This is a genomic window from Lysinibacillus sp. RS11, from assembly GCF_042019215.1.
Lineage (GTDB): Bacteria > Bacillota > Bacilli > Bacillales_A > Planococcaceae > Lysinibacillus > Lysinibacillus xylanilyticus_A.
Genome location: NZ_CP168124.1, coordinates 2,121,313 through 2,147,074, shown reverse-complemented (window position 1 = coordinate 2,147,074; position 25,762 = coordinate 2,121,313). Strand labels below are relative to the sequence as shown.

Annotated in this window: 24 protein-coding genes, 4 pseudogenes and 1 other annotated feature; of the genes and pseudogenes, 11 read left to right on the top strand and 17 right to left on the bottom strand. The window is 34.9% G+C overall.

Features of this window, described 5'->3' with window-relative positions; all coding sequences use genetic code 11:
* Window positions 1-44 precede the first annotated feature (44 nt).
* Complete coding sequence (locus tag AB9L17_RS10830) at window positions 45-353, bottom strand: hypothetical protein (RefSeq protein WP_068985455.1); 309 nt, start codon at window positions 351-353, stop codon at window positions 45-47.
* A 197-nt stretch (window positions 354-550) separates the two neighbouring features.
* Complete coding sequence (locus tag AB9L17_RS10825) at window positions 551-1,426, bottom strand: helix-turn-helix domain-containing protein (RefSeq protein ID WP_375200591.1); 876 nt, start codon at window positions 1,424-1,426, stop codon at window positions 551-553.
* 413 nt (window positions 1,427-1,839) lie between these two features.
* Between AB9L17_RS10825 and AB9L17_RS10820 the strand changes: the two genes are divergently transcribed.
* The gene (locus AB9L17_RS10820; protein ID WP_375200590.1) at window positions 1,840-2,349 is read left to right on the top strand and encodes an NUDIX hydrolase; all 510 of its coding nucleotides are present in this window, start codon (window positions 1,840-1,842) and stop codon (window positions 2,347-2,349) included.
* Between the two features lie 50 nt (window positions 2,350-2,399).
* On the top strand, window positions 2,400-2,576 hold the full coding sequence (locus AB9L17_RS10815; RefSeq protein ID WP_175401769.1) for a hypothetical protein: 177 nt from the start codon (window positions 2,400-2,402) through the stop codon (window positions 2,574-2,576).
* Between the two features lie 98 nt (window positions 2,577-2,674).
* On the opposite strand, the gene AB9L17_RS10810 is transcribed toward AB9L17_RS10815, so the two are convergent.
* Window positions 2,675-4,708: a YfaP family protein gene (locus AB9L17_RS10810; protein ID WP_375200589.1), complete on the bottom strand. Its 2,034-nt coding sequence runs from the start codon at window positions 4,706-4,708 to the stop codon at window positions 2,675-2,677.
* A gap of 1,791 nt (window positions 4,709-6,499) precedes the next feature.
* On the opposite strand from AB9L17_RS10810, the gene AB9L17_RS10805 reads away from it, so the two are divergent.
* Both AB9L17_RS10805 and AB9L17_RS10800 read left to right on the top strand, forming a co-directional pair.
* Window positions 6,500-6,697 (top strand): hypothetical protein, encoded by a 198-nt coding sequence (locus AB9L17_RS10805; RefSeq protein ID WP_375200588.1) that lies wholly within the window; start codon window positions 6,500-6,502, stop codon window positions 6,695-6,697.
* Window positions 6,698-6,873: 176 nt separating this feature from the next.
* On the top strand, window positions 6,874-7,329 hold the full coding sequence (locus AB9L17_RS10800; RefSeq protein ID WP_068985460.1) for an NUDIX hydrolase: 456 nt from the start codon (window positions 6,874-6,876) through the stop codon (window positions 7,327-7,329).
* Between the two features lie 416 nt (window positions 7,330-7,745).
* Here the strand turns inward: AB9L17_RS10800 and AB9L17_RS10795 are convergent, their stop codons facing one another.
* A complete protein-coding gene (locus AB9L17_RS10795) occupies window positions 7,746-8,030 on the bottom strand; it encodes a hypothetical protein (RefSeq protein ID WP_068985461.1) in 285 nt (94 codons plus the stop codon).
* A 415-nt stretch (window positions 8,031-8,445) separates the two neighbouring features.
* Between AB9L17_RS10795 and AB9L17_RS10790 the strand changes: the two genes are divergently transcribed.
* Window positions 8,446-8,580, top strand: coding sequence for a YjcZ family sporulation protein (locus tag AB9L17_RS10790; protein WP_068985462.1), 135 nt, complete (start codon window positions 8,446-8,448; stop codon window positions 8,578-8,580).
* A 261-nt stretch (window positions 8,581-8,841) separates the two neighbouring features.
* Here AB9L17_RS10790 and AB9L17_RS10785 read toward each other — a convergent pair whose 3' ends face one another.
* Both AB9L17_RS10785 and AB9L17_RS10780 read right to left on the bottom strand, forming a co-directional pair.
* The gene (locus AB9L17_RS10785; protein ID WP_223555284.1) at window positions 8,842-9,141 is read right to left on the bottom strand and encodes a DUF5316 domain-containing protein; all 300 of its coding nucleotides are present in this window, start codon (window positions 9,139-9,141) and stop codon (window positions 8,842-8,844) included.
* 400 nt (window positions 9,142-9,541) lie between these two features.
* Window positions 9,542-10,470, bottom strand: a pseudogene (locus tag AB9L17_RS10780) (ABC transporter substrate-binding protein).
* Between the two features lie 395 nt (window positions 10,471-10,865).
* Here AB9L17_RS10780 and AB9L17_RS10775 point away from each other — a divergent pair.
* The 4 genes from AB9L17_RS10775 to AB9L17_RS10760 are packed head-to-tail and all read left to right on the top strand — an operon-like array spanning window position 10,866 to window position 14,036.
* The gene (locus AB9L17_RS10775) at window positions 10,866-11,114 is read left to right on the top strand and encodes a hypothetical protein (RefSeq protein ID WP_375200587.1); all 249 of its coding nucleotides are present in this window, start codon (window positions 10,866-10,868) and stop codon (window positions 11,112-11,114) included.
* Window positions 11,115-11,167: 53 nt separating this feature from the next.
* Window positions 11,168-12,169: a FecCD family ABC transporter permease gene (locus AB9L17_RS10770; RefSeq protein ID WP_068985466.1), complete on the top strand. Its 1,002-nt coding sequence runs from the start codon at window positions 11,168-11,170 to the stop codon at window positions 12,167-12,169.
* Window positions 12,169-13,224: a FecCD family ABC transporter permease gene (locus AB9L17_RS10765; RefSeq protein ID WP_068985467.1), complete on the top strand. Its 1,056-nt coding sequence runs from the start codon at window positions 12,169-12,171 to the stop codon at window positions 13,222-13,224. Before AB9L17_RS10770 ends, AB9L17_RS10765 begins: the two co-directional genes overlap by 1 nt.
* A 14-nt stretch (window positions 13,225-13,238) precedes the next feature.
* Window positions 13,239-14,036: an ABC transporter ATP-binding protein gene (locus AB9L17_RS10760; protein ID WP_068985468.1), complete on the top strand. Its 798-nt coding sequence runs from the start codon at window positions 13,239-13,241 to the stop codon at window positions 14,034-14,036.
* A 284-nt stretch (window positions 14,037-14,320) separates the two neighbouring features.
* Here AB9L17_RS10760 and AB9L17_RS10755 read toward each other — a convergent pair.
* The 10 genes and pseudogenes from AB9L17_RS10755 to AB9L17_RS10710 all read right to left on the bottom strand — a co-directional run bounded on the left by AB9L17_RS10755 (window position 14,321) and on the right by AB9L17_RS10710 (window position 23,048).
* A pseudogene (locus tag AB9L17_RS10755) lies at window positions 14,321-15,020 on the bottom strand (Type 1 glutamine amidotransferase-like domain-containing protein).
* Window positions 15,021-15,154: 134 nt separating this feature from the next.
* Window positions 15,155-15,892, bottom strand: coding sequence for a polysaccharide deacetylase family protein (locus tag AB9L17_RS10750; RefSeq protein ID WP_068985470.1), 738 nt, complete (start codon window positions 15,890-15,892; stop codon window positions 15,155-15,157).
* A 589-nt stretch (window positions 15,893-16,481) separates the two neighbouring features.
* On the bottom strand, window positions 16,482-16,826 hold the full coding sequence (locus AB9L17_RS10745; protein WP_375200586.1) for a hypothetical protein: 345 nt from the start codon (window positions 16,824-16,826) through the stop codon (window positions 16,482-16,484).
* Between the two features lie 77 nt (window positions 16,827-16,903).
* Window positions 16,904-17,041: a hypothetical protein gene (locus AB9L17_RS10740; protein ID WP_175401770.1), complete on the bottom strand. Its 138-nt coding sequence runs from the start codon at window positions 17,039-17,041 to the stop codon at window positions 16,904-16,906.
* A gap of 309 nt (window positions 17,042-17,350) precedes the next feature.
* Window positions 17,351-18,091, bottom strand: a complete 741-nt coding sequence (locus AB9L17_RS10735) for a YwqG family protein (protein ID WP_375200585.1) — start codon at window positions 18,089-18,091, stop codon at window positions 17,351-17,353.
* 530 nt (window positions 18,092-18,621) lie between these two features.
* Window positions 18,622-19,086 (bottom strand): DUF3291 domain-containing protein, encoded by a 465-nt coding sequence (locus tag AB9L17_RS10730; protein ID WP_068985473.1) that lies wholly within the window; start codon window positions 19,084-19,086, stop codon window positions 18,622-18,624.
* Window positions 19,087-19,182: 96 nt separating this feature from the next.
* Window positions 19,183-19,539, bottom strand: a complete 357-nt coding sequence (locus AB9L17_RS10725; protein WP_068985474.1) for a hypothetical protein — start codon at window positions 19,537-19,539, stop codon at window positions 19,183-19,185.
* A 130-nt stretch (window positions 19,540-19,669) separates the two neighbouring features.
* On the bottom strand, window positions 19,670-20,239 hold the full coding sequence (locus AB9L17_RS10720; RefSeq protein ID WP_068985475.1) for a group-specific protein: 570 nt from the start codon (window positions 20,237-20,239) through the stop codon (window positions 19,670-19,672).
* A gap of 520 nt (window positions 20,240-20,759) precedes the next feature.
* Complete coding sequence (gene serS, locus AB9L17_RS10715) at window positions 20,760-22,040, bottom strand: serine--tRNA ligase (RefSeq protein ID WP_223555276.1); 1,281 nt, start codon at window positions 22,038-22,040, stop codon at window positions 20,760-20,762.
* A gap of 122 nt (window positions 22,041-22,162) precedes the next feature.
* Window positions 22,163-22,378: a binding site (T-box leader), on the bottom strand.
* Window positions 22,379-22,676: 298 nt separating this feature from the next.
* Entirely contained in the window at window positions 22,677-23,048 is a 372-nt protein-coding gene (locus AB9L17_RS10710) for a VOC family protein (RefSeq protein WP_223555275.1), read from the bottom strand.
* Window positions 23,049-23,306: 258 nt separating this feature from the next.
* Here AB9L17_RS10710 and AB9L17_RS10705 point away from each other — a divergent pair.
* Window positions 23,307-23,440 (top strand): annotated as a pseudogene (locus tag AB9L17_RS10705) (IS3 family transposase); the annotation flags it as partial.
* Window positions 23,441-23,445: 5 nt separating this feature from the next.
* Window positions 23,446-23,770: pseudogene (locus tag AB9L17_RS10700) on the top strand (IS3 family transposase); the annotation flags it as partial.
* Between the two features lie 59 nt (window positions 23,771-23,829).
* Here the strand turns inward: AB9L17_RS10700 and AB9L17_RS10695 are convergent.
* Complete coding sequence (locus AB9L17_RS10695) at window positions 23,830-25,332, bottom strand: N-acetylmuramoyl-L-alanine amidase (RefSeq protein WP_375200584.1); 1,503 nt, start codon at window positions 25,330-25,332, stop codon at window positions 23,830-23,832.
* Window positions 25,333-25,762: the final 430 nt, after the last annotated feature.

Genomic DNA, 25,762 nt, shown 5'->3' with positions numbered 1-25,762 from the left:
TAGTAAATGGTACTCCCGGTTCAACTTTAACCGGGAGCTTTTTGTTATTTTACATACTTCAAATAATTTTTAACAAAATCTACAACGTAATGCACTTCTTCATCTGTCATTTTTAATAACTTGCTAACTTTTTGTATTTTTGCTGGTGATTTTAAATGTTCACGCACTTGATCAATCCACATATATTTACACTTTCGGGGATTTACACTATTTCTAATCTGTTTGAAGCGACGATAAGCATAGCGAGCAAATGCATTTAACATTTCTCGCTCCTGCTCGTCTCTTACTAGTTTATTTGCGACCCTATCAATCACTTCTGTATCAAAAGTCCATGCACCATCTGTTATTTGCATATTACCACCTCTTCAGTTCCGTAAAGTTGATCACAAACATGACTGCGGTATTCGAATGCCCTCATTCTATTCACTCTCTATTAGATGCATAAGAAAAAGCCACACCTAGTTAGATGTGACCTCTTTTTGGATTTTTTAAATAATCAATAGCAAGACAACTTGATTAATTTTAGGGTCAAAATGATCCCTAACATGTTTTATTCTTCAAATGATAAGTTTGTCGGACCTTCTAAAAGATAGTTCTCAAAACTAATATGGGTTGTAGGGGTATCGTTATCTACTATCTCAAAATTAAGCCCATCCAGCCAAACTTCCCCTTTTCCAGTTAGTAAAATACCGAACGATACTATTGCACTGTTTTCTGGGACATCAAGAACGATAGAATACTGATTCCAACTATTTGTACCAATAATTGGTCTGTTACTCATATTATCGAATTGTAGGATATCCTCTGATGCACTATCAACGCGCATCCAAAGTCCCGAGAATTGTTTTACATTATTCGTTTTAATAAATCCAGAAAGTTTAACTCTCTTCCCTCTAAATTCATCAGCCTTGAATTGTTGCATCATTGTTGCAAATTCGTCTGGAGCTTGAACATTTTTAGATGTTAAATAGCCCGATGCTTTTCCTTGATGTACATTTTTTTGATCTACTCCTATTTCGTAATTATAAGGATGACTTCCACTGATGAACCAGCCTTTAATTTTTTCTTCCATTATTGATTCCTCCTTGTTTTTCCTCATAGTTCCCATTACTTTTCTGTATTGCCCTGGTGGCAAACTGTACAATTTTTTGAAAGCACGTGTAAAGGTTTCTTGTGACTCAAATTGATAATAGAATGCGATATCAATAATTCTTTCATCAGTATTGAGAAGTGTACTTGCCGCATTTGCAAGTCTCCTCATTCGGATATATTCTGAGACAGACATTCCCACAGAAGTTTGAAAAATCCTGTGAAAATGATATTTTGAAAATCCTGTAACCTCATCAATATCATTAGCGGAAATTTGCTCATGTAAATGAGATTCTATCCAATCTATTGTTTTTTGAATGATCCATTCATATTTCAACGGTATTACACCTCCCTTTCATTTATTATCATATCGAATAATAATGAATGATTTTTGATTTTTCTTGCGATGTTTTGCCAAAATAGAAATATATATACAAAATATCTCATTCAAAACGTTTGCTGCTATTTATTTATACATACATCTTACAATTGGCTCATTACCATAACGTGTGGTTGATTTCCGTTCCGATTGGGGGGGCGTCTGATGAGCATCTTCACTCGCGTTGCTCGCTCCATGGTCTCATCTGTGACGCTGTGTATCTGACCCCAAGGAGTCGCCCAGCCTCCACTCAACTTATATACACGGCATATATCCCAATAAATGTAATCCACAACTTTTGGTAAAGAATCTTATAATTGTTAAAATGGAAATGAAATGGTTTAAAATAAGATAAAAAAGGGAAGAAGCATATGAACAATCAAATTTATGCGAACTGGAGCGGGCATCATGTTAAACTAACGTGGCTACCACATAAGAAAATTGACGATTACAGCAACGTAACAAGTGTACATGGCGTTTGTTTTTATAATGGGAATGTTTTGTTAGTTCATGTAGACGGAAGAGGATTTAACTTTCCTGGAGGTCATATAGAAAAAAGAGAAACACCTGAAGATACAATGCATAGAGAAGCATTTGAAGAAGGTTATGTACAGGGTCATATCAACTATATTGGCGCAATAGAAGTCAGTCACGAAGAGAATCCTTTATTTAATGCTGCTGGTAAGTACCCTTTAATCGGATATCAAATGTTTTATAGGATCGATATTCAAAAGTGCCTCCCTTTTCTTCGAGAGCATGAAACGATTACACGCATTTGGGTTGAGCCCGAAGAAGTAGCTTATGTAATCAATGACCATGAGATTTCACAATTAATCATACAAGAAGCTGTAAATAGCAAATTTCCTTCCCCTATAGACTAGCAACCCATTCACAATAGCGCTCCTTTTAGGTTCAGTTAGGAGGTTGGTTCATGAGGTATTTAATAGGCTTTTTCGGTGTTTTAATTATTTTATTTGGAAGTTTGTTAATGAGCATCACAAACGAAACCTTTTTAATAAGAAATATTCTTTATAAACTTTTTGGAGCAATTCTATTAGTTGTAGGAATTTGGGTTTTACAGAAGCAAATTCATCGCAAAAAACAATAAAAAAGGGTTATACGATAAACTTGCCACTGAAAATCCTATAAGATAACTCTCCCAGTCGCAATTTTTGACTGAGAGAGTTAATTACTTTCTTCCCACTTTTAATCCCATCTATCAATCTTAATGACTCTAGTAGCATTATTTGTTGTTACTTTAACTGTTAAATTCCATTCATGATCTTTTGAATATCCCACACCACAAGCTGTTGCATGCTCGTTACCTTCAATTGGTGTACTAGCAGTATAGGCTTCTAGCGTTTTTCTAATTTGTCTTAAGTCAGCTTTAAGCGTTTCATTAAAGAATCCTCTACCTTTTCCTTCCGAAGTGTCCTTTACGCCATCCAATAGAAAGAAAATATGACTTCCAGAATGTGAGATCGGCTCTTCCCCCCATAAATTTGGCGAAGTTGTAATACCATTGACCTTCACAAAATTATTTATTTGAACAGTCCATGAATCATCACTAGCGTATGAATGGCTACTAATATTCGGCTGACGCCCTTTGACATAATCAAATTCAAATACATCCGTTACATAACCAGTCCCACCAGCAACACCGATAAATGAGTAGGTTTTCCCGTTTACTTCGAGTTCGACTTTGAACGGCGTACTTCCATTTCCTCTTTCACAATAATTATGAACATAAAATCTATAATGACCAACCGGTGCATTTTCACTCCACCTAATATTTTCTACAGGGGAAGGATTTCTATGATGACCACCATTCATATCAATATCTAAAAATCCACCGAATTTATCACTTTTATCTCCATAGTAGATGTGGTCCCCTTTTGGTGTTAGGCAATGTAGATCTAAGTCGGTATAGCCTTCCCATATTAATGAAGCTCGAATTTCATTATTCTCATATCTTCCACCAGCACTTTCTACTCTCCTTTTAATTTCGCCATCAATTCCTCCGTGGTAATACCAACTAAATGTATTGTTCCATTGTAAAATATTTGGCGCCGCTTCATCAGACGCAGTTACTACTGCCATAAAACGACTAGGATTATCGACTAATACTTCCATATTTTCAGCCGTTGGTAGAATAGTTCGTTGGAATTTTTCCCACGTCATCACAGTGCTCGGGAGAGATACTTTTGATTTGGCTTTTTCCCTAAGAAGAATGTTTGAAAATATGCCCTTCTTTTGTTCAACAACTTTAGGTTCAGTTTGATTTTTCCACAGAAATGACGGAATCTCTTCAAAAGTGGCATATCTTCTTCGCAAAGAATTAGCAATTCCTAATTTTTCAACAATTTTTTCTGCTTCAACAATTGCATTTTGCGTTGGAGCAGCTTGTGAGCGCATGTAATTCGCTGGATTCATCTTCTCTGCAAAACGACGAGCAACCGATTCAACGGACATTCCTGAAGCTATGTCATCTAATAATGTACCGATCATCGAGCTTCTTACATGACAGAAGCCAACAGGAGCTGTCGCAACTGCTAACCAAACTAGATTTGTTTTCTGATTATTGTTTCCTACGCTATTTCGTTTGTCCTGCAATGATTTAAACCATTCTGCAATTCCTAATACTCTATCTGAACGGTATAATGCTTCTGATTGTAATAAAACTACTGCTTGTTCCACTGTCTCGATCGTATATTCAATCAATGCATTTGATAGCATCTTGAATTCTTCTAACTTCTCAGCCATCACTTGTCCAGCAGTTTGTATTCTAGAGTGGTTCACCATTTCTTCAGGAACTACAACGGATAAATGATTCCACTTTCCAGTATGAGGCTTTCCTAATACTGGGGAGTTTGAAATAAATACACCAATAACTTTTGAATTTAAAACTTCTGCTTTCATTGCTAAAACAGCAGCTTTAAAAAATGGAGGAGCCATATCCTCATCCCATATAGCAGATGCCATAATGCCATTTTCATCAATCGTTACAAGACCACCAAATCGCTCAATAAAATGTCTACAAGCGCTACAAGTATAATGTTGTCTAGCTTCTACTGGTAAATTATCTACATACAAATCAAACAGACCTTGAACATTTGTTTTAAATAATTTTTTACTACTAATTGCTTCATCAAAATAGCTTTTTAAATTTTGCTGGAATTCAGGATATCTATCATTTTCATTATTATAAACATTAGTTGCTATGTTTACATTCTCTTTCAATTTTCAACATCTCCTTAGTCTATTCAACTATGCCACGGCAGCAGCATGGGGTTTTTGCGCGATAGCGAAGCGGCAGCAGCATGGGGTTTTTGCGCGATAGCGAAGCGGTAATGGTTTTTTTGAAGACTTCTATAGATGACATTTCACTTTCGTAACAAAACATTTACTGAAATAATCTAAATTTCCTTCATATGTAATTTATTCTATTATACATATAAAATGTCTAGGATAGTAATTGAAATTGGTTTATATGATGGCAGTAATTTCTTGCAAATTTGTACGGTACTTCGAAGCGACTTGAAAAGAAATTTTTATTTATGAGGAAGAGTGCAGAAAAATTTTACATACCTCTTTTTCGAATGGATAAAGTACCAATACAAGTTTTTAGATCTCGGGTATCACTAGCGATGTTGCCTACTTAAATCATCTTAAAATAATAAGGAGAGCATATAGATGTAATTTACACAAAATCTATAAACATACAGTAGTCCCTTGCAACTTAAATTTTTTTAATCTAATTCACAGGCATCTCACTATACAAACATAGCTACCAAATCATATTAATAGTAGTGTAAAGCTAACTTAGCTTTGCCCTCCTAGTTTGTGGTTTAGGGTCACTTTGGTTCGAGTGACCCTTTTTTTACGTCTCTCTCATGGTTATCCAAATATCCCGATTTTATCTTGGCGATACTGCAAATTTTGGAGCGATTTTGATTTTACATATAGAGGTGCTTTAATTGACTGCATTTGGAAAATACTTATATATCGCTTTCTTTGTAACATTGTTTTTATTTTCAACGGTTTGGGTTTATTCTAGAGATGGTAATTTGGCTTTGCTTAATAACTTTTTCTACTCCTTATGGGTAGTAATTTTTATTTTCATGGCATCATTGCTTCTTAGAAGTAAAAATGATGAAACGAAAAAAAGCTAAAAAACAGAAGCTGATTAAAATTCTAATTAACTTTTTTGCTGCACATTTTTTATCAAATTGTTTAGTGAAATATAATTTTATCCCACTTCTTATTGCGAATAGCCTAAATTTAAAGGGTTATATATATACAAACTAAATCTAAAAAACGTTCCCAAATCAAGCTTGGTAACATTTCAGCGACAAACACCGATTTAACAGTGTTTGTCGCTGATTTTTATAGAAAATAACACTCTGAGACGCTGCGAAAAATAATTTTAAAGAAGGCTGTTCGATCCACTTGTTCTGAATGGCGGTAACATATAAATAAAATCTTAAGGAAATGTTACCTAGAACAATTTGGAAATAAATGTTATACTTTAAACTAAAGATTTTATATAAGTAGAAGATTAAAATCGAGCAGGAAAGGAATTAAGTTAAATGAATACATTTATTGCTCTTTTACCATTGATTTTTTGGTTGGCAATTTTCGGGGGAATCATTTTTGGTGCATATCAACTTGGAAAACGAAAATCAAGAAATCAAGATAAATGATATTAAGTTTACTAACGAGGTGCTTTAGTGTAACAAGGATTTATAATGTATACATAAATGAATCTAATAAGGTTCCTAAATAAAAGTGCTTGGTAACATTTCAAACAGCTACAAACACTGATTTAACAGTGCTTGTAGCTGTTTTTATTAGAAAATAACGCTCTGAGACGCTGCGAAAAATAATTTTAAAGAAGACTGTTCGATCCACTTGTTCTGAATGGCGATAACATATAAATAAAATCTCAAGGAAATGTTACCAAAGAGAGGCTTTGGGTGCGTTTTTTATTCAACGAACGGGGGCTTTATTGGATTTGAAAAGGAGGATAATATGTCAAAGTATATTAGTATTTTTTTCTTAACTTTAATGGTTAGTGTAATTTTCTTTTTTCTATTTACTAACGTGTTTGATGGCGGTGATTATGCAGAAACAGCGGTCTATACATTCGGTTCAATAATTGTTATACTTCTATCATTTTTGATTTCACTCATGTATTACTTAATAAATTTATTGAAAAGGAAATTTTAACCCTACTTTTTACTCCCATTAAAGAACTTAATCATCTTTCATTTTCTGTGGTGACGTGCTGATTTTTGACTTCATACATGGCTAACGGTGCATTTTAGCTCAATAGGAAGGAAAAAACAAACTGTAAGTTGAATTATAGAATTTATTGAAAACCAGTTACAGAGGAGAGGTAATAAATGGAATACTATAAATATTTACGACAGTATGTAGGACATAGACCTATTATTTTACCTGGTTCGGTTGTCATCATTTTAAATGAACAAAATGATGTACTACTGCAAAAAAGGCATGATGGTTATTGGGGTTTACCAGGTGGTTTAATGGATTTAGGAGAAAGTTTTGAAGAGGTAGCAAAAAGAGAGGTTTTTGAAGAATCGGGATTAGTAGTTGAAAACTTAAAATTACTAAATGTCTTCTCTGGTTCTGAATATTACTTAAAAGTTCCAAATGGTGATGAATTATATTCGGTTACAGCAGTTTATTATACCAAAGATATAAGTGGAGAAATGAATATTGATTATAGCGAGTCAGAAAAAATGCAATATTTCTCAATTAATAATTTGCCAAATGAATTATCCGATGAATATAGAGGGTTTATTGAGCAATACATAGATTGTGAAAAATGTACTTAAAGTAACGGGTTCTTTAGTGCAACAAGGATTTATAAAATATTTAATAAACGGTCTCAAATGTAAGTTTGGACGCACATTATATACCGAAAAACGCTGTTAAATCAGTGTTTCTCGGTATTTCTTTTGAAAACTATTTATACAACATTTATACCAATAGTGTAACGCAGATATACCTATATTTTCACTCGATAGACTTGTTCTTCCTTTTGCAAAAAATCACGTATTTTTCTTAGCGTTGTAGATTCGCATTATTAAGACGCCCCCTCGAAATAACGGTGAAACTTAACAGATCAGGTTAGGTTCCCCTAATTATTGATTTAAAAACCAACAACAATTAAATTTAACAGAGCCTTAATAAAAAAAATCCCCATTAAATAGACATGTCCATTTAATGGGGATAACTTGTCCTAAAAGTCTCATCTAAATGATACTTTTCTTTTATCTTTTCGGACAATTAAAAACATATATAGGCTATAGAACAAAATGATTGCGATGATTACTGCTAAATAATATGTATCTTGAATCTTGAAGAAGAAAAAATTTATGGAATTTAATAACCCAATTGATACTAAGAATACCCAATAGTTATTTTTTCTTTTTGTACGATCTCCGTCACCTAAATAGCTAGCAGAAACCCAAATAAAAAATGGTATGTAAAAAACAATTGAAAAAGTTAGAATGCCCCATCCAATAAACGGCATACCATCAACACCTCCTTGAACCCTTCCCTAATTTATACGGTTGAAATTTGTAATGGTTTCAATTTTATTATTCAACAAGGTGAATTAGGGTGCACGCATGCAACCGTAAGACCGTTAGAAACAATTTCTTCTTCAAGTTGTTTACTCATATTGGAATTGATTTTCCCAATAAAATTTTTTGACAGGCAATGCACTATAGAAAAAAAGCAATTCATCATAATAATAGTAGTGTAAAGCTAATTTAGCTTTGCACCTCCTAAACTTGGTCATTTTTTTGTAAGTGACCCTTTTTTAAATTTATAACTTGAATACAATTTTCAAATTTTAATGCCAAATGGAAATAATACTTAGATGATTACCACCCCTCCTTCCTATACTTAAACATATTATAGATTGTAGAAAGGAGGGATACACTATGGGATACTGGCAAGGTGGAAATGTTGGTAGCTACAATTGCGGTGGCGGAGGCTATGGCGGCGGTTCAACATTTGTATTAATTGTTGTTCTGTTCATTCTATTAATTATTGTCGGCGCAACATTCTTGTATTAATAGGTAATTTTTTTTATGATTAAGTATTAAATTTTTAATGAAGTAGTTAAGGCTATTTATCATTGTCACAATTAATTATTTCCAAAGTCGCTATTGCTAAATATCACATCATCATAGTAATAGTAAGAACATGCACCAGCCTTACACACTACAGGTAATACAAAAAGGTCACTATTGTCCGAGTGACCTTTTTATTATTTTCGTTAGAAGTTCCAAAAAACGCCCAAAAAGTTTTTTAGCATTTTGTCTATTCAATATCCTCTATTTACTTAAATAGTAAAATAATATCGCTGCAAAAATATTTGGTAAAGCAATTAGCAATGCATTCATAGTAATTTTATTACGTTCGTCCCTCTCATCAGTTGTCTCGGTTGCGAAGTTTGCCCTCATCCTATCCCCACTTACCATGGAACCTGAAAGAATCATAGATATGCCAATGAAAATACAACCGACCGTCCCAGTAACTAAATAGACTTTTTCCATTCCCCAAAAAATCATGGATATTAAAACACCGAATAATGATAAGAATACACCTATTAATAAATACCTCAAACTCAACACCCCCTACTTATTTTACGCATAATCACCATTTTTTGTTCAAACTGGCTAATTACCATAACGTGTGGTTGATTTCCGTTCCGTCCGGGGGCGTCCGATGAGCCGCTAATCCCAAAGGAATTGCCCAGTCGGAACGAAGATCAACTATATACAAGGCATACGTTTTCATCCACAGCTTTTGGTGATTCCCCGTTAAATTGAAGTAAAATTTCCCTTGGGGAATATGAGTGACAGAGAATTTAATATTCCGAGTATTATATAGAAGAAAGTGAAACTCCGAAAAAATGTTTCACAGAGAAGCATTTGATGAAATTTAGTTATTTTAAGCGAAAAAAACGCTATACAATCATCCTATGTCGATGAGCGTATAGCGATTTCTTAATTAGTATTCTGGATATCGATGTTATTTAACAAAGATTTCTTCAATTTGGTCAAGCATAATTTCAGCTGCAAGAATACCGCCTGCTGTGTTCCAAATGACATCGTCAACTTTATGGACATTGCCTTTTTGTACGGCACTTAAGTTTTTCCAAAGTGGATCTTCTGTCCATTCTTTTTCAGTAGCTAATCCTGTTTCATCACTTGTTGGCATGTAAGTGAAGTAGAAAAGTACATCTCCGTCCATTTTAGGGATTGCTTCTTTACCTACCTCAACAGCTAAATTACCTAATTTCGCATTATCTTTAAATAATTCCGCTTGCTCTGGTACACGTTTGAATCCTAAAGAATCAAAAATAACGCCTGAGAATGAATCTGTATAGTAGATTCGAGATTTATCGGCCATAAAACGTACGAATGAAACCTCTTGGTTCGTTTTATCGCCAAGCTTCTCTTTAAGAGCTAGAACTTTATCTTCGTATGCTGTTAGAACTTCCTTGCCTTTAGCTTCTTGATTTACCGCTTTTGAATAAAGTGTAAAGTTTTCTTTCCAATCACCGCGTAATGTTTCTGAGAAAACTGTTGGAGCAATTTTGCTTAATTTTTCATAGTCTTTTTCTTGTCTTAATTTATTCCCAATGATTAGATCTGGTTTTAAAGAAGCGATTTTTTCAAGGTTAATTTCACTTTCAAAACCAACAACTTCTACGCCTTCTAACTTATCTGTTAAATGATCATACCAAGGGTTACCTGAAAATGCTTGTACAGCCCCTACCGGCTTAATACCTAAAGCTAAAAGTGCTTCTGTTCCTTCATTTGTTAAACTACAGTATAGGCAGTGCTCTTAGTTGAACTTTCTTCTTTCTTGCTTTCCTTGTCATTGCCACATGCTGCTAAAGCAAATACAGCGACAACAGCAAGCATAACTAGTAGTTTTTTAAATGCCTTTTGCATCTTTTCTTCCTCCAATGTATATGATAGAATATTTAAGCAGATTAAGCGATAATGAGAATCACTTTCATTTACTTAAGAACGAAATTAATCATATTGTAAGAATCTATTACTGTCAATATTTTTTTATAAATATGCAGAAGTGTTGATTAGGAAAAAATAGGTTTATTATTGAGCGATAAAAGGATTTTTGTTGCTATTTTGCTATTATATTCCCGTTTTTAACTGATTAAAGAGAGTTGTACTTAGCGAAAATCAGCTTCTTGTTATTAAATTCATCATCAAAAGTTGGGAATGGCATTTGTTAAAACGTTTGTCATACATATAAGTTGATCGGAGTGGAGGCTGGGCGACTCCTTGGGGATCAGCGTCACAGATGAGACCCTGGAGCGAAGCGGATGTTTTCTGTGCGAAAGCGTAGTGCTAACGTAGCGGCAGCAACTGGGTTTTGTCTGTGCGAAAGTGCAACGACAGCAGCAACAAAAGCGGCTCATCGGACGCCCCCAGGAAGCTCTGCGCGAAAGCGAAGCGTCAGCGGCAAATGTTTTATCTGTGCGAAAGCGAAGCGTCAGCAACAAAGCGCCCAGCCGGAACGGAGATCAACTCCACGTTATGGTGATGAGCCTCTAATTAATAATAGGGGATAAAAATGGTTAATCAACACACATGATAAATATGCAAAGAAAGAGTATGAATTTATATGATTTTAAAAAATAATTTTTCAAAAACTATTGCACTAATAGTAGGAACAGTACTCCTACTCCTTTGTATGGGAATCAGTATTGTATACGGCTATGCAGATACGTCCATTCAAACGACTATTGAATCTTTTACACAGTTTAATCATTCTAACGAGCATATTATTATTCAAAATGTTCGGATTCCAAGAGCACTAATCGCTACTTGTGTGGGTGCTTCCCTTGCTATTACAGGCGTGCTCATGCAGACATTAACGAAAAATCCTTTAGCATCACCAGGCATATTAGGAATTAATGCGGGAGCTGGTTTCGCGGTCGTTTTTGCTATGATTTTCTTCAATGTTACAAGTTTGCAAGCATTTGCGTGGATTGCATTTTTAGGTGCTACAATAGCTGCTCTATCTGTTTATGGTATTAGCGCAGCTGGACGAGACGCGATAACGCCAGTCAAAATAACATTAGCAGGTTCCGCTATCGGTGCATTATTTGCTTCCTTTACGCAAGGGTTACTTGCAACAAACGAAGCAGCACTCGAACAAGTATTGTTTTGGTTAGCTGGTTCCGTACAAGGTCGAAAGATTGAAATTCTTATATCTGTATTACCTTATTTTATCATTGGGTGGATTGGCGCTCTGTTGATCTCTACTAAAATGAATATTCTTGCTCTTGGGGACGATGTAGCAAGAGGCCTAGGACTACCCCTTGGATTCATGAAGTTGATGGTAGGTATTATTGTCATTTTATTAGCAGGTGGTTCAGTTGCAGTAGCTGGTCCAATAGGGTTTGTTGGAATTGTGGTACCCCATTTTGCGCGAAAGTTTGTTGGCACAGATCATCGTTGGCTCATTCCAATGGCCGCTCTATTAGGTGGCATTCTTTTACTGATAGCTGATGTAGCAGCACGCTATATCATTATGCCTCAAGAAGTTCCAGTAGGAGTAATGACAGCCATGATTGGTACGCCATTCTTTATTTACCTTGCGCGAAAAGGTGGAAAAAAATAATGAAACAGTTAAAAACAATACGTTTACTACAAAATAAAATCTCGTTTTTACTTGATGTCAAAGCTTCTAAAAAACTTACCTTTATTAGCATCCTGACACTAGCCGTCTTTTTCTTTAGTGCATCATTTGGTGATTCATTTATAAATCCATTAACGGTGATCCAAACCCTGTTCGGCAAAGGTTCTGAGTTTGATCAATTAATTATTGTTGATTTCCGAATGCCTAGAATTTTTCTTGCTGCTTTTGCTGGAATGGCTTTAGCAGTGGCAGGTGCTATATTACAAGGAATTATTAAAAACCCATTAGCCTCCCCTGATATTATCGGTATTTCTGCCGGTGGTGGAGCAGCGGTCGTTGGTTTTTTAGCCATCTTTAGTGATTCCAATCATTCTTTAACAGTTAGTATTGAATGGTTACCTCTTGCAGGTTTTATCGGAGCAACTTTCGTTGGTATCATTGTTTACATATTTGCTTGGAAAGATGGTGTAACACCCACTCGACTTGTATTAATCGGTATCGGCGTTTCTGCATTTATGCAAGCCATAACGACAATGTTAATGATTATCGGTCCTATTTATCAAGCGAGTGAAGCAAATAAGTGGATTACAGGGAGCGTCAAAAGTGCTGATTGGGATCAAATCCAAATTATCGTTCCAGTGATCATAGTTCTTCTACTTATAACATTTTTTATTACTCGACAGCTAAATGTCCAAGAATTAGGTGATGATACAGCTGCTAGTTTAGGACAATCTGTACAAAAAACTCGTTTATTCTTATTACTCTTGAGTTCAAGTCTAGTAGCAAGTGCTATTTGTTTTGCAGGAGCGATCGGTTTTGTCGGCTTAATGGCACCACATATTGCAAGACGCATTGTAGGACCGTCATACGGTGTTCTCATTCCGACATCTGCAGCAATTGGCGCTTTACTAGTAATGGTTGCAGATATTATTGGACGAACTGCATTTAGCCCTTTAGAAGTACCAGCTGGTGTGTTTACAGCTGCCATTGGTGCTCCTTATTTCATCTATTTATTATTTAGAAACCCTAGAAAATAAAGGAGTCAACTGTCATGACTATTACGTTAGAAACGAAATCACTTACACTAAATTATGGTGATTCCAATATTATTGAAAATCTAAATTTATCTATTCCCATGAATGAAATTACTGTGCTTATTGGCGCCAACGGTTGTGGAAAATCTACACTATTACGCTCAATTGCTCGATTATTAAAGCCTAAAAATGGCTCTGTATTATTAGATGGCCAAGATATTTTTAAATTATCCACTAAACAAGTAGCAAAAAAACTTTCTATTCTTCCGCAATCCCCAGTAGCACCAGAAGGATTAACCGTTTTACAACTTGTTAAACAAGGTCGTTACCCTCATCAAAGCTGGCGCAAACAGTGGACAGAGAAAGATGAAGAAGTCGTGTTAAACGCCTTAAAGGCAACCGGCGTGGATCATTTACGAGATAAACCGGTCGACGAGCTTTCAGGTGGTCAACGTCAACGTGCCTGGATCGCCATGACCCTTGCCCAGGATACAGATATTATTTTATTAGATGAACCTACTACCTACTTAGATCTAACTCATCAAATTGAAGTTCTAGATTTACTATTTGAATTAAATCAACAGCAAAAACGGACAATTATTATGGTGCTACACGATATAAACTTGGCCTGTCGATATGCTGATCATATTATTACTGTTCGAGATCGCGGCGTCTTTGAAGAAGGAAGACCTGAAGAAATCATGACCACTACGTTAGTAAAACATGTCTTTGATCTAGATTGTAAAATGACGGCTGATCCTATTTTTGGCACACCATTATGTATTCCTTTTGGTAAAGGACGAATTATTTCTTAACTTTAAAAATTAGAATGAAAACACGTAACCCATGTAAATAAGCCTATTCAATATCATGAGTAGGCTTATACTTTAAAGTTTTTACAGGTTTGTTGATTAACCATTTTTATCCATCCTTTAGGAGGCTCTGATTTCCGCTATGGTCTACTCGCTTTCCCGTGGGAGTCGAGTAGCCCTATGCTACAATCAGTTTAAATCGGAATATATGAGCAAAATAGCTACAAAAAAATCTTTATATCGCTCAATATTAAACCTATTTTTTCCTAATCAACACGTTTAAGTTTTTACATACTTCCTAAATACTCTACAAATAATTCTTGCTCTTTCATCTCCTCATCAAAAGAGACCCTATATGCTTTCCCGTTAGGCTTTGAACTAACAATTTTATGGATTTCTTGATCGATAAAATGAACGGCCACTCCATCATCAACAGCAAGTCCAGATGAGAGCTTTTTTGCTTGGACCAAATCATGATAAGCTGGTTTTCGATTGATTTCTCCATCATAATGAGGGCAATTACTTCCTGGAAGAAACCCTAAACAGTTTATCGGCTGTAAATTTCCTCCGCCGTATGAATCTGTTATTCCTTCTTCAAACCAACAAATTGATCCTGCGCTAATGCCTGTCAAAAGGATTCCTTCATGCCATGCTGTCTTAAAAATGCGATCTAACGACCATTCTTTCCATAAAGCTAAAAGGTTTTTAGTATTTCCTCCGCCAACATAAATTATATCCTTGTCCAAAATAAAACTTTCCAAATCTTGAGTAGGCGGAGAAAAAAGTGATAAGTGGGACGGAATACATTGATGGGAGTCAAAAAAAGAATAAAATCTCGAAATATAATTTTCCGAGTCCCCGCTTGCAGTCGGAACAAAGCAAATTTTAGGATTAGCTTTGTTAGATTGCTGTAAAATATATGTATCTAATAATGGATTGAGGCTCCATAGAAAAGCCCCCTCCCCCTAATGCAATAATTTGTTTCATCTTATTCACCTTCCGTTTTATTATAAATACCAAACTTTTCTTAATTATATAATAATTTCAACCAATTTCAAAAAGCAAGGCTTAGTTATTATTAGAAACCAAGCCCTGACCTATTTGCGCTTTTTTATCAATAGTTATTTTCCTTCTTTTTTACTTAATTTTTGGATTTCCAGCAGCTCAGAAACCGTTACAAATTTATATCCTTGCTCTTCAAGTTCTGGTAAGATTTTTTCCAATGCTCTCACGGTTTGCGAACGATTCCCTCCACCGTCATGAAATAACACTACACTTCCGGGCTTTGCACCTTTTAAAACAGTGTTAACAATCCTCTTTTCTCCAGGATTTTTCCAATCGAATGTATCTAAATGCCATGACCACATGACAACTTTATACCCTTCTTGAATAATTGCATCAATCATGGCATCCGTATACTGACCTTCTACTGGTCTAAATAAAACAGGCGAATATCCAGTAATTCCAAAAATCGTTGCATGTGATTGTTTTATTTCTTTCATTAGTTTGGAAACGTTCGTTCTTAGAGGATGTGTATATGTGTGAATGGCTAGTTCGTGTCCTTCTTCGTGTACACGTAAAGCAAGCTCAGGATTTTTATCTGCATTTTCACCCACAATAAAGAAAGTTGCCTTTGCATTATATTTGGATAATATATCTAAAATTTCAGGGGTATACTTTTTATGAGGACCATCATCAAAAGTTAAGGCAATAACTTTTTCATCCGTATTGATATCCCACAAAATTTGTCCTGCTTCTTCGTAATACTTCCTACCTTTGTCGGCAAAAGATTTTTCATTTACAAAAAATACAAAGATCCCAAGAATGCAAAGTACGATCAACAGATAATATTTCCTCAAGTTTTCACCTCCTGCAAATAATTATTTCTAATCATTATTATTTGAGGTTTAAACTAAAAAATGCTTGTTTTTTTGTATTATTAACTGTATATAAAACCAATTACAATCCAAAATGAATGTAATGAACTGTTCAATGAATTTTACTCAGGAATCAAAAAACTGCACATGCCAATTCCAAATGTTATATCATTCAGAAAGAGTGTTGTTATTTTGACAATAGAGGTAAGTACTATCTATGTTAAAGGATGCTTTTAAATGATAAGCCTCTTTGCGTAAAGGTTTTTGTGCTTGTTGAGTTTGATGTTTATATAGAAGTGCCGAGTGAAAATCACTCTAAACTCTTGATTTCTCCGTAATTAAAAAGCCAACATTTTGAATAAAGTTTTGATCAAAACGTTGGCTTTCCTATATTTTTTGAAACTGTTTTTTATAAAAAAATTGATTAATTTGATCCCCTTATTCACCCAAACTAACCATTAGTTAGGTTGTCTCTATAAGTTAGAGGGAAGTCCAAGCCTCCATATAACCGAAAATGGCTCTACCTCTTATTGAAGTAAAGCCTCCGATAGTTGAACAAGAACTTTAGTTTCTAAATAAAGCGATATTTACGTGAAAATTGCGTGATAACCAAAATAAGCGTTAACCCAACAACGAGATACCACATTATATAAAAAGGAACTATGTACATTAATACACCAAATAATATAGCTGTTAAAGTACTAACTGTAATTGAATGTACACTCGTAAGTTTATCTTGAATAAAATAATATAAAGTGAATGGTAGTGCTAAAGTAAATATTGGAATATAAATTGTTACAATAGATGTTTTAATGAGGGCTATTGAAAGCACGGCTATTATGAAACCTATTGACGTAGTAAGCGTTCTTCCTACAAATACTTTACCAGTAAAATAGCCGTATAGCAGAATAAACATAAGCGTTAAACTGGAGCAAATCCCTGTTATTAAAACAAATGAATGACCTATGAAGAAAGCTGCTATTGAGAAACAAACTAAAGAAACGAATGGCAACAGCAATATTGAAGGACAGCACCCGCAATTAACATAAATCCTCCGCCTCGATATCCTTTAATAAAATCATAGCGGTCTTGATTAATCTCAACATTTTTAGGTACAAAAGGTATCCTCACAGTTTCCCTCCTCAATTAGACTTCCACACCATTAAATGGCTCGATTGTTGAAGACATGTTAAACAACACTATTCAACTAAACTTCACCATTAGTTCAATAAGAAATAAAATAAATAACCACAAATATTAGAAAAACATATAATGGTTCTCTTCTAAATTTATCCTTTTTCTGAACAAAACGCCGGGTCAGGCCTCGTTTATCAAAAGAGTTCTCACTGATAAATATTGATTTAACCTTCTTTTGTAACATGGTATTTACGCTCTTTTAGTTTAGCGTAACGATTCATCTTCTACACTATCTATGGCTCTTTAACCTGCATCAGACTTTAATCTACTAAAGTCCAAATTTTTCAGTCGTTCTGTTTCAATAAATATCATTAATTTATCGCCATCATGCCAACACCACTCAAGACTATCATCCGAATCAACCGTTAACAGTGAGATCCATTCTGCTTCAGGCGTTGGATCATACGCTAGTGAATAATGAGAAGGATAGCCTAGAAGATAGTCCGAACTTTTATGTAGAGAATCCCGGATTTCTGTGTATATGTCGCTCTGAACTTCATCGAAAGGCCAGTCCTTTAACTGGTATTCGTCATAAGGAATATCAATAGTCGGGAAAAACTCAATCACTGTAGTCTTGCCAATATCTGAATGGGGCGGCATTATCGTCTCTAGATTCGTCGTTTCAGGAATATAGATACCATGAATATATCCGTCCTCAAACACCTCTAGATATTCATCATCATCATAATTATCATCTGCTACAAAGAGACTTAGGAGCCCTTTCGATGGCAAACCTCTTTCAGGTGATGCGATTTCTGTGAAATTGATCTGGCCAATGAAGCGATACAGCTTCTTCTCATACGTTGGCCATTCGCTACCAATTGGTAAATCAGGTGCTCCTCCAAAACGACTACAGCCTAATCGTGGTTCGGCATTTTTATTCTTAAGAATATCAATTGCTGGCCTCACCACTTGAGATAAATACTCTTTATGATTTGCAATATTTGATTGTTCAATTATCTCTAAAAAATTATTCCTATTCATTCCATCCTCCATCGTGTGTTTTTTTAAGCGAGATTTGAATTTTCCCTATATTTAAATTATACTTCATCGTGGTTGCGAGATAAATAATTATCCTAATAATGGAAAAAATATATTTCTTTGTTTATTGTTAATACCACTTTTCAACTGATTCAGGATGAACGATTATATCTTCCACATAACCATGTACTAAGCCCATTCCACACACATAACCAAAAGTAATCAATTTTTTACTTTCATTTCTGTTACCCCAGCCCAGAAATTACAACGCTTAAATAATGTCGGGTAATCTTTTTCTCTTCTATCCCATCCAACAAGTTCTCTTAGTTTGGGTACTTCATTGTTAGAAATCGGAATATTCACCCAATCTATGGATAGTTTTTATATGGTGAAGCCTTCCCCTTGTTCAACTCTTCTGCTTACGTTAGTTCAATAAAGAAAAAGAGAATTGCCTATGCAACTCAATGGTCTTAAATTAAAGCCTACGCTAGTTTAAGTGAATACTTCACAATTCCCTCCAGAGCGGGCCCATGCTACTTAATCAAGAACCTCTCCCCTTGTTCATCAAATGATTGTTTAAAATCAAACGCAAAAGGAGTTGGACCATGCAGAATATAATAGTTGTATCTCTTAAATGCCTCCTCCCATGTGACATCCTTCACCTTTTCTGTCCACCAAACTACATAAGAAAGATGTTTCTCTGGATATGGCTCAATCCATTTGCTTCTATCTCGTAATGCTTGTATATGCTTTCCTGAATAGGTAAAGCGATATAAGGATTGAAGACTTCTCCATACCGTTAGCGTAAGAATAGGAGAACCCGTTCCCTTTACGGTTTCTTCAGGAAAAGGGACTCCTTCAGGTGAAAATATCTCTATAAGTCCTGACTTAGTTGCCTGACGATATACTTCATTTCCCACTTGATAAAATTCACGAGAGGCAGGGTGGTCATAGGGATGGTTTAGCCTACCCACTGTATAGATTGAAACTAATGCCATAAATAGCCCTCCATCGATAGTCTTTTTATAGATATATTTCAAGTAAAAATGTGAAAATTCCTTCTTCAACTAAACTACACCGTGTAATTGTAAATCTTAAATAAATTGTACTAACTCTGGATTTAATACAACTTTATGAAACCTCCAACAATCAGAGTATTCTGTACCAATTTCGTGATCATGCAAGCAAACCCTGTTCATTCCATCGCAACCGTCAAGACCACAACAACCATTTAATCTACTGCTATCTGAATGACGATTTGAATTGATTAAATCTTTAACGTTTATAATGATAGATCCTTCTAATAGTTCATAAGCTGTTTCTTTTTGAATTAAATAATAGCCTCTAGGAATATAATCATGACCATCCTTTTTATTAATCAAATTCAAGTCTTTTAATTCGGATAATGGTTCAGAAATTTCTAAATTACATGCTTTACAAATCAATTTCAACTTGTCGTTTCCTCCTTTTATATGTATATGTGTTCCAGTCAATGTAAAAATCGGTTACCCATTAGCTATCATGTAGCGCAAAAACCAGCGCTACATCACAGTTCTTTCATGGGAGTTGAACAAGGTCGCATTATGTTTGAACTGGAGCAGCACTCCAATTAATCATATTTACACCTTTAATATTAATGTTTCCTAAACTCAAAATATGAGGAATATGTGCAAACATCCCGAAGTTTACACCCTTTTTATGTTCTTCTGTGAAGTAGGCTAATGTGTCTGATGGTAAAGCTGAACATTCTGGATATGAAATGATATCAATGATTTGAATTTCTTCATCAGGTATATCCGAAGCAGGACCTATATAATTCTCTTTATTATAGAAATACACAGCATTTTTATTTTTCATTAATCTTTCCGTCGGTATTTCATAAAACATCAAATCTTTTTTAATACTTATTCCAAGAGAATGTAATGCTTCGTAAACATAGTAAGGATGAAGAGGTAGTAAAAAAATCACATCATTCCATAAACAATTTAATTTGGGGATTCTTTTCAATAATAAGCTCGGCCTTTCTGGATGGTCAGAATACTTTTTTGAGTAAGTTTTATAAAGTTCCGGATGTATCAATTTTATCTCGTTAAGGGAAATAAGAACCTCCCCCGTCATTTTTTTAGGTATCATATGATAAACGTAATCCATCAAAACGCACATCCTCCCAAACAATTAAATTTGGTACATCCCTTTTATGAAAGGAAATAAAGTTTGTTGTAAAATACAAATGCTCCAGCTATAACCACGAATCCAATTGTTATAACTATCCTCATAAGTCACCAACTTTTTATTAGTTATATATCTATATTCAATTGAACAATGTAATTCCCTTTTAAAAATCCTTTCCTAGGCAGTGTTGGATAACACTTTATTAAAGTATATGTCTCTATAACGAAATAGACGCTTTCCTTCTTAAAGAAAAGCGCCCGAATGCGGAATAGTGGAAAATGCGAAAGAGCTGCAAAATGTCATTTCTAAATTTTCCCTAATATATCCCATCCTTGATTATAGGAACATCTTTTTTAGTCTAAAATTCCTTTAAGAAATAAAACATTTTTTCAATTCACTGTGTTTACAACACCCGATACTATTAAAAGCATCAGTAAATCGATAAAAAGGCAAGACAATTACCTGTTAAAGGATAGCTAAAATAGCTTTTGCCCGTTATTTAATTTGGTGCAATTATTTCTTTACCACCCATGTATGGTCTTAACACTTCAGGAATTACGACGCTTCCATCAGCTTGTTGATAGTTTTCTAGGATAGCGGCAACTGTACGACCAATGGCAAGACCTGAACCGTTTAATGTATGAACATATTCTGGTTTTGCATTTGGCTCACGACGGAAGCGGATATTCGCTCGTCGTGCTTGGAAATCCTCAAAGTTAGAGCAAGAAGAAATTTCACGGTACATGTTTTGTGCAGGAATCCAAACTTCTAAATCATATTTCTTCGCTGCAGTAAATCCTAAATCAGCTGTACACATTTTTAGTTTACGGTATGGTAACCCTAATAATTGCAGTACTTTTTCAGCATGACCTGTTAATAGTTCTAGCTGTTCATAAGATTCTTCTGGTTTTACAAATCGTACTAATTCTACTTTGTTGAATTGATGTTGACGAATTAAACCACGTGTATCGCGACCCGCAGAGCCTGCTTCTGAACGGAAGCACGCACTATAGGAAGCAAAGCCTTGTGGTAAAGCCTCAGCCAGTAAAATTTCATCACGATAGAAGTTTGTTACAGGTACCTCTGCCGTTGGAATCATGAAATAATCTGTTTCCTCTAATTTAAATACATCTTCTTCAAATTTAGGTAGATTTCCAGTACCCGTCAAGCTATCACGATTAACAATGACAGGTGGTAGCATTTCCTCATAACCATGCTCATCTGCATGTAAATCCATCATAAATGTCATTAATGCACGTTCTAAACGAGCTCCAAGCCCGCGGTAGAATAAGAAACGGCTACCTGTTACTTTTGTTCCCCGTTCAAAGTCAACAATCTTCAAATCTGTAGCAAGATCCCAATGTGCTTTAATGTCAAAATCAAATGTTGGTACCTCACCCCAAGTATATTCCTCTACATTATCGTCCTCTGTTGTGCCAACTGGTACAGATTCATGTGGAACGTTTGGTAAACGCATCATCATATCTTTAAAGCGTTCTTCTACATCATTTAATTGGACATCTAATTCTTTAATTTCATCGCCAACCTGACGCATACGCGCAATGACTTCATCCGCATTTTCTTTGTTACGTTTCATAACAGAAATTTGTTCAGATACTTTATTTCGTTCTGCTTTTAATTCTTCTGTTTTAGCAATTAACTCACGACGCTTTGCATCTAAATCCTCAAAGTCATCTAAGTTGCTTAAATCTTCATTACGTGTTAATAGCATTTCTTTAATTTCCGCGAAATGATCGCGTACGCGTTTAATATCTAACATCGTCATACCTCCAGTAGTTTAATGACATTGCATCCATTAAGTCTTGGTTTAATTGCGTTGCAAGCTAAACTCGAATAGCTCCGCTTTGAATCAAAATAAACACAAAAAAGCCCTCATCCCTAAAAAGGGACGAGAGCTACCCGCGTTGCCACCCTAATTGATTAGGCATATACCTAATCCACTTATTTCATAACGGCATTTCAGCCGGCTACAGCCTACTTACATTACTTCGACTGTGCAACTCCAGGACGGATTCACAAGTGCTTCTATCAGCTTCCACCAACCGCTGACTCTCTAAAAAAAACGTGCTTGCTACTACTTCCCATCATCGTGTTCAGTTATTTAAATTTTAACCATACTGTACTATATGAAAACAGATTTTGCAAGCAATACCATAGGATACAAAATATTCTAGAATTCTTGAATCACAGTTAATTCCGGATGAAATGCACAACCCAATAAATGACCATTTCGCGCTAAGATAATTTCTCCCTCATATTCAGCGAATTTCAACATATTTACCGACTGCTTTAATATGAGGAGCCCGAAGTCTTCAATGGAAAGGTCTGAATAAAACGATTGAATGTTTTCAATAACGCACCCGTTAATGAAATAAGGTAATTTATTTATTTAATCTTACCAGTGTACTTGAAGTTTATTACCATTTGGGTCATAAAAATGGAAAAAGGCATGACCATTATCTTCTTTTATATCCTCGACCTTAACTCGATTATCAATTAAGTGTTGATGAAATTCAGATAATTCTGGACTTGTAAAACCAATACTAAATTCTTGTTCATTATTAATTGTAAAATGTGCAAATGTTTCATCTTCGGTAGGAACTAAGATAAGTAAGAAAGGTCCTTCATTTACTTTTAAAATCGCCAATTCCTCAGTAATGTTTAATAACTGAAGCCCTAATACATCTCTATACCATTGTGCAGACATTTCTAAATCTTTTACATGAATTCTAATGTAATGTACTTGTTCAATAAATGATTTACTCATGCCTTCTCTCCTTTATTTAATCTGGTATATCAAATAGTTCCCTTTCTATATACCTTTTTCCTTCCGATTATTGAATTAAACTGCTCCGTTAGCCGTCCATGAAATGCAAAAATCAGCACTTCACCACAGAAAATGAAAGATGATTACGTTCTTTCATGGGAGTTCAATAAAGAAAAAAGAGCTGCCTATCCAAAAACTGTACCCTCTAAGATAGACACTTTGAAAAAAGATGTCGGAGCGGAATAAATGACGAAATAATTATTTACTAAAAAAGAGCAAAAACAACTAAACTGTAATCCTAATGTGCAGGCTGCTAGTGATAAAGCGATACTTATACTGAGGAATTTAAACGCTATTTTATTGCAGAAAATGAAAAAGGAAAACTCCCAAGAACGGAATGACGTTAGAAAATCAATATGGGATTACATATAACTTAAAACGTATTCGCCGCATTATAAAGAAATCCGAGATTGTATGCCCAATTCGAAAAGCGCATACGGCACGTATAATGGCCAAAGTGATACTGTTGGGATAACGCTCCCCATGAATCCCTCTTCGGTCATTTTGAAGATGAAACCAATATGAAAGCGTGCGAAACAGTAGAAGAAGTAAAACGAGAAGTGAAAATTTATAGGATGTATTACAACCATTATCGAGGGCAATGGAACTTGAAAAAGCTGCCGCCTGCAAAATACAGACAGCAGCTTCAAAAGGTTGCCTAGCTTTTTTTCAAAATGTCCTTTACAAAGGTACACTTTAATGAACTATGTAGCCCTTTTTATTATTGTTTTGAGTAATATTCCAAAATTCCTTTGTAGATAGATTCAGCAAATAGCTCAATATATTGATCATCTATCAGTTTAGCTCGATCTTCACTATTTGATAGGAAGCCTAGCTCAACTAGAACGGCTGGAATATTCGTATTTGCAATTACAATGAAATTTCCTTTTTTGACCTTTCGATTATTCATATTTACGTTTTTAACAATTTGATTGTTTACAAACGTCGCAAGATCAATGTCTTCCTGATGCATATCACCTGGTGTTTCAGCGTAAAATGTTTCGGTACCTTGCGCAGAAGTATTAGCTGCATAATTAACATGGATACTTACGAAAATCTCACCATAATTAGCATGAGTAAAGTCAACTCGACCTTCTCGTGTAGGATACGTATCCCCAGTACGAGTCATTAAAACCTTCGCACCTGCCGCCTCAAGCTTTTGCGTAACAAGAGTGCTGACCTTTAAAGCAATGTTTTTTTCTGCGATAGTACCTACTACAGTTCCAGGATCCTTGCCACCATGACCTGGATCAATAATGATTATACGATCTTTTAACGGATTACCACTTTGATTTAATATCTTTAAATAAGATTTATGGACATACCCTTTTTGATCGTTATAAGTAACTTGTGCCCAATAACCGTTAATACTATTTACTTGAACATATTCGCCTTTTTTCAACTTACATAGTACTGTAGAAGTAGAGTTAGCTTCTTTGCGGACATTTAAATGATCAACTGTCACTCGACCTAGTAGATCACCTGAAACTGTCGGAGGAGTTTGAGTTGGATTCGGAGTAGAAGGTTTCTCTACTTTTACATCCTCAGTACTATCTGCCACGATATAGCCAGGTACACCATTTACTACAGTTAAATAGTAACCATTTACTATCTTATAAACAGGTAATTTCACTTTACTATTGACAGTCGAAATAACCTTTGAAGAAGATGTAGGTTTTACATAACTATTTATACTTTGTGTTGTAGTAACTTGCTTTTGAATATTCCCTAATGCATGACCATCTGCATCTAAAAACTGTGCATACGTTTTATAAACATAGGCAAAGGTATCATTATAGGAAACCTTTAACCAATCTCCTTCAACTTCATAGACTGATAGTTTACCACCTTTATTGATAGTACCTACAATGTTAGCTTTAGATGACGAATCTTTGGATTTACGAATATTTAATCCATCAGTTGTTGAGGAAACTAATCCAATGACCTGTGATGTATCAAGTACAGCTACATCTTTAACAGGTAGCTCCTTTTCACTTTTAAAGAAGCTAAGCTGTTGCTGTTCTACATAGCCCGAAAGCTCACGGCCAACTGCAACATCTACGAAGCTTGATTTGTTGACAACTAAATTATTGATTTCTTCATAAGCTTCATGCCTTGGAGAAATATCTTCAAAACCACCACTTGCACTTGCATTATGTATGGTAAATATAGAAGCTGAAATGAATAAGATGCATAACATAAGACTGACTTTCTTGAAATACAATGCTCTATTTCCTCCCTTTTTATTATCGAGTAAATTTTAACAAAATTTAACACTTAAAGCTACCATAATAATGTAATTACTATTATTTTTGGGATTTATAGGCTCATCACCAAAAGTTCTGGATGACATTTTTTAAATAAATCTAAATTGATGCAAGAATTATTATTACCATAAATTTCTTTAATCAAAAGCAACACAAAAAATCATTAATCTAGATCGGCGCTTTCCTATATTTCAAATAAACCCCACTTATTTATGATACGGTCCACCGTAACATATCTAAATGAGGTTTTCGTTCAAATATACTCATACATTATTCTGGCCCTACGCATGTCAGCTATTCGCTATTAGTCGCTGCTTTACTATCATCTAAAAAGATATAGAATACTCATTCTATAAAAAAGGCGAATAAATATTTGTTACCCATTCT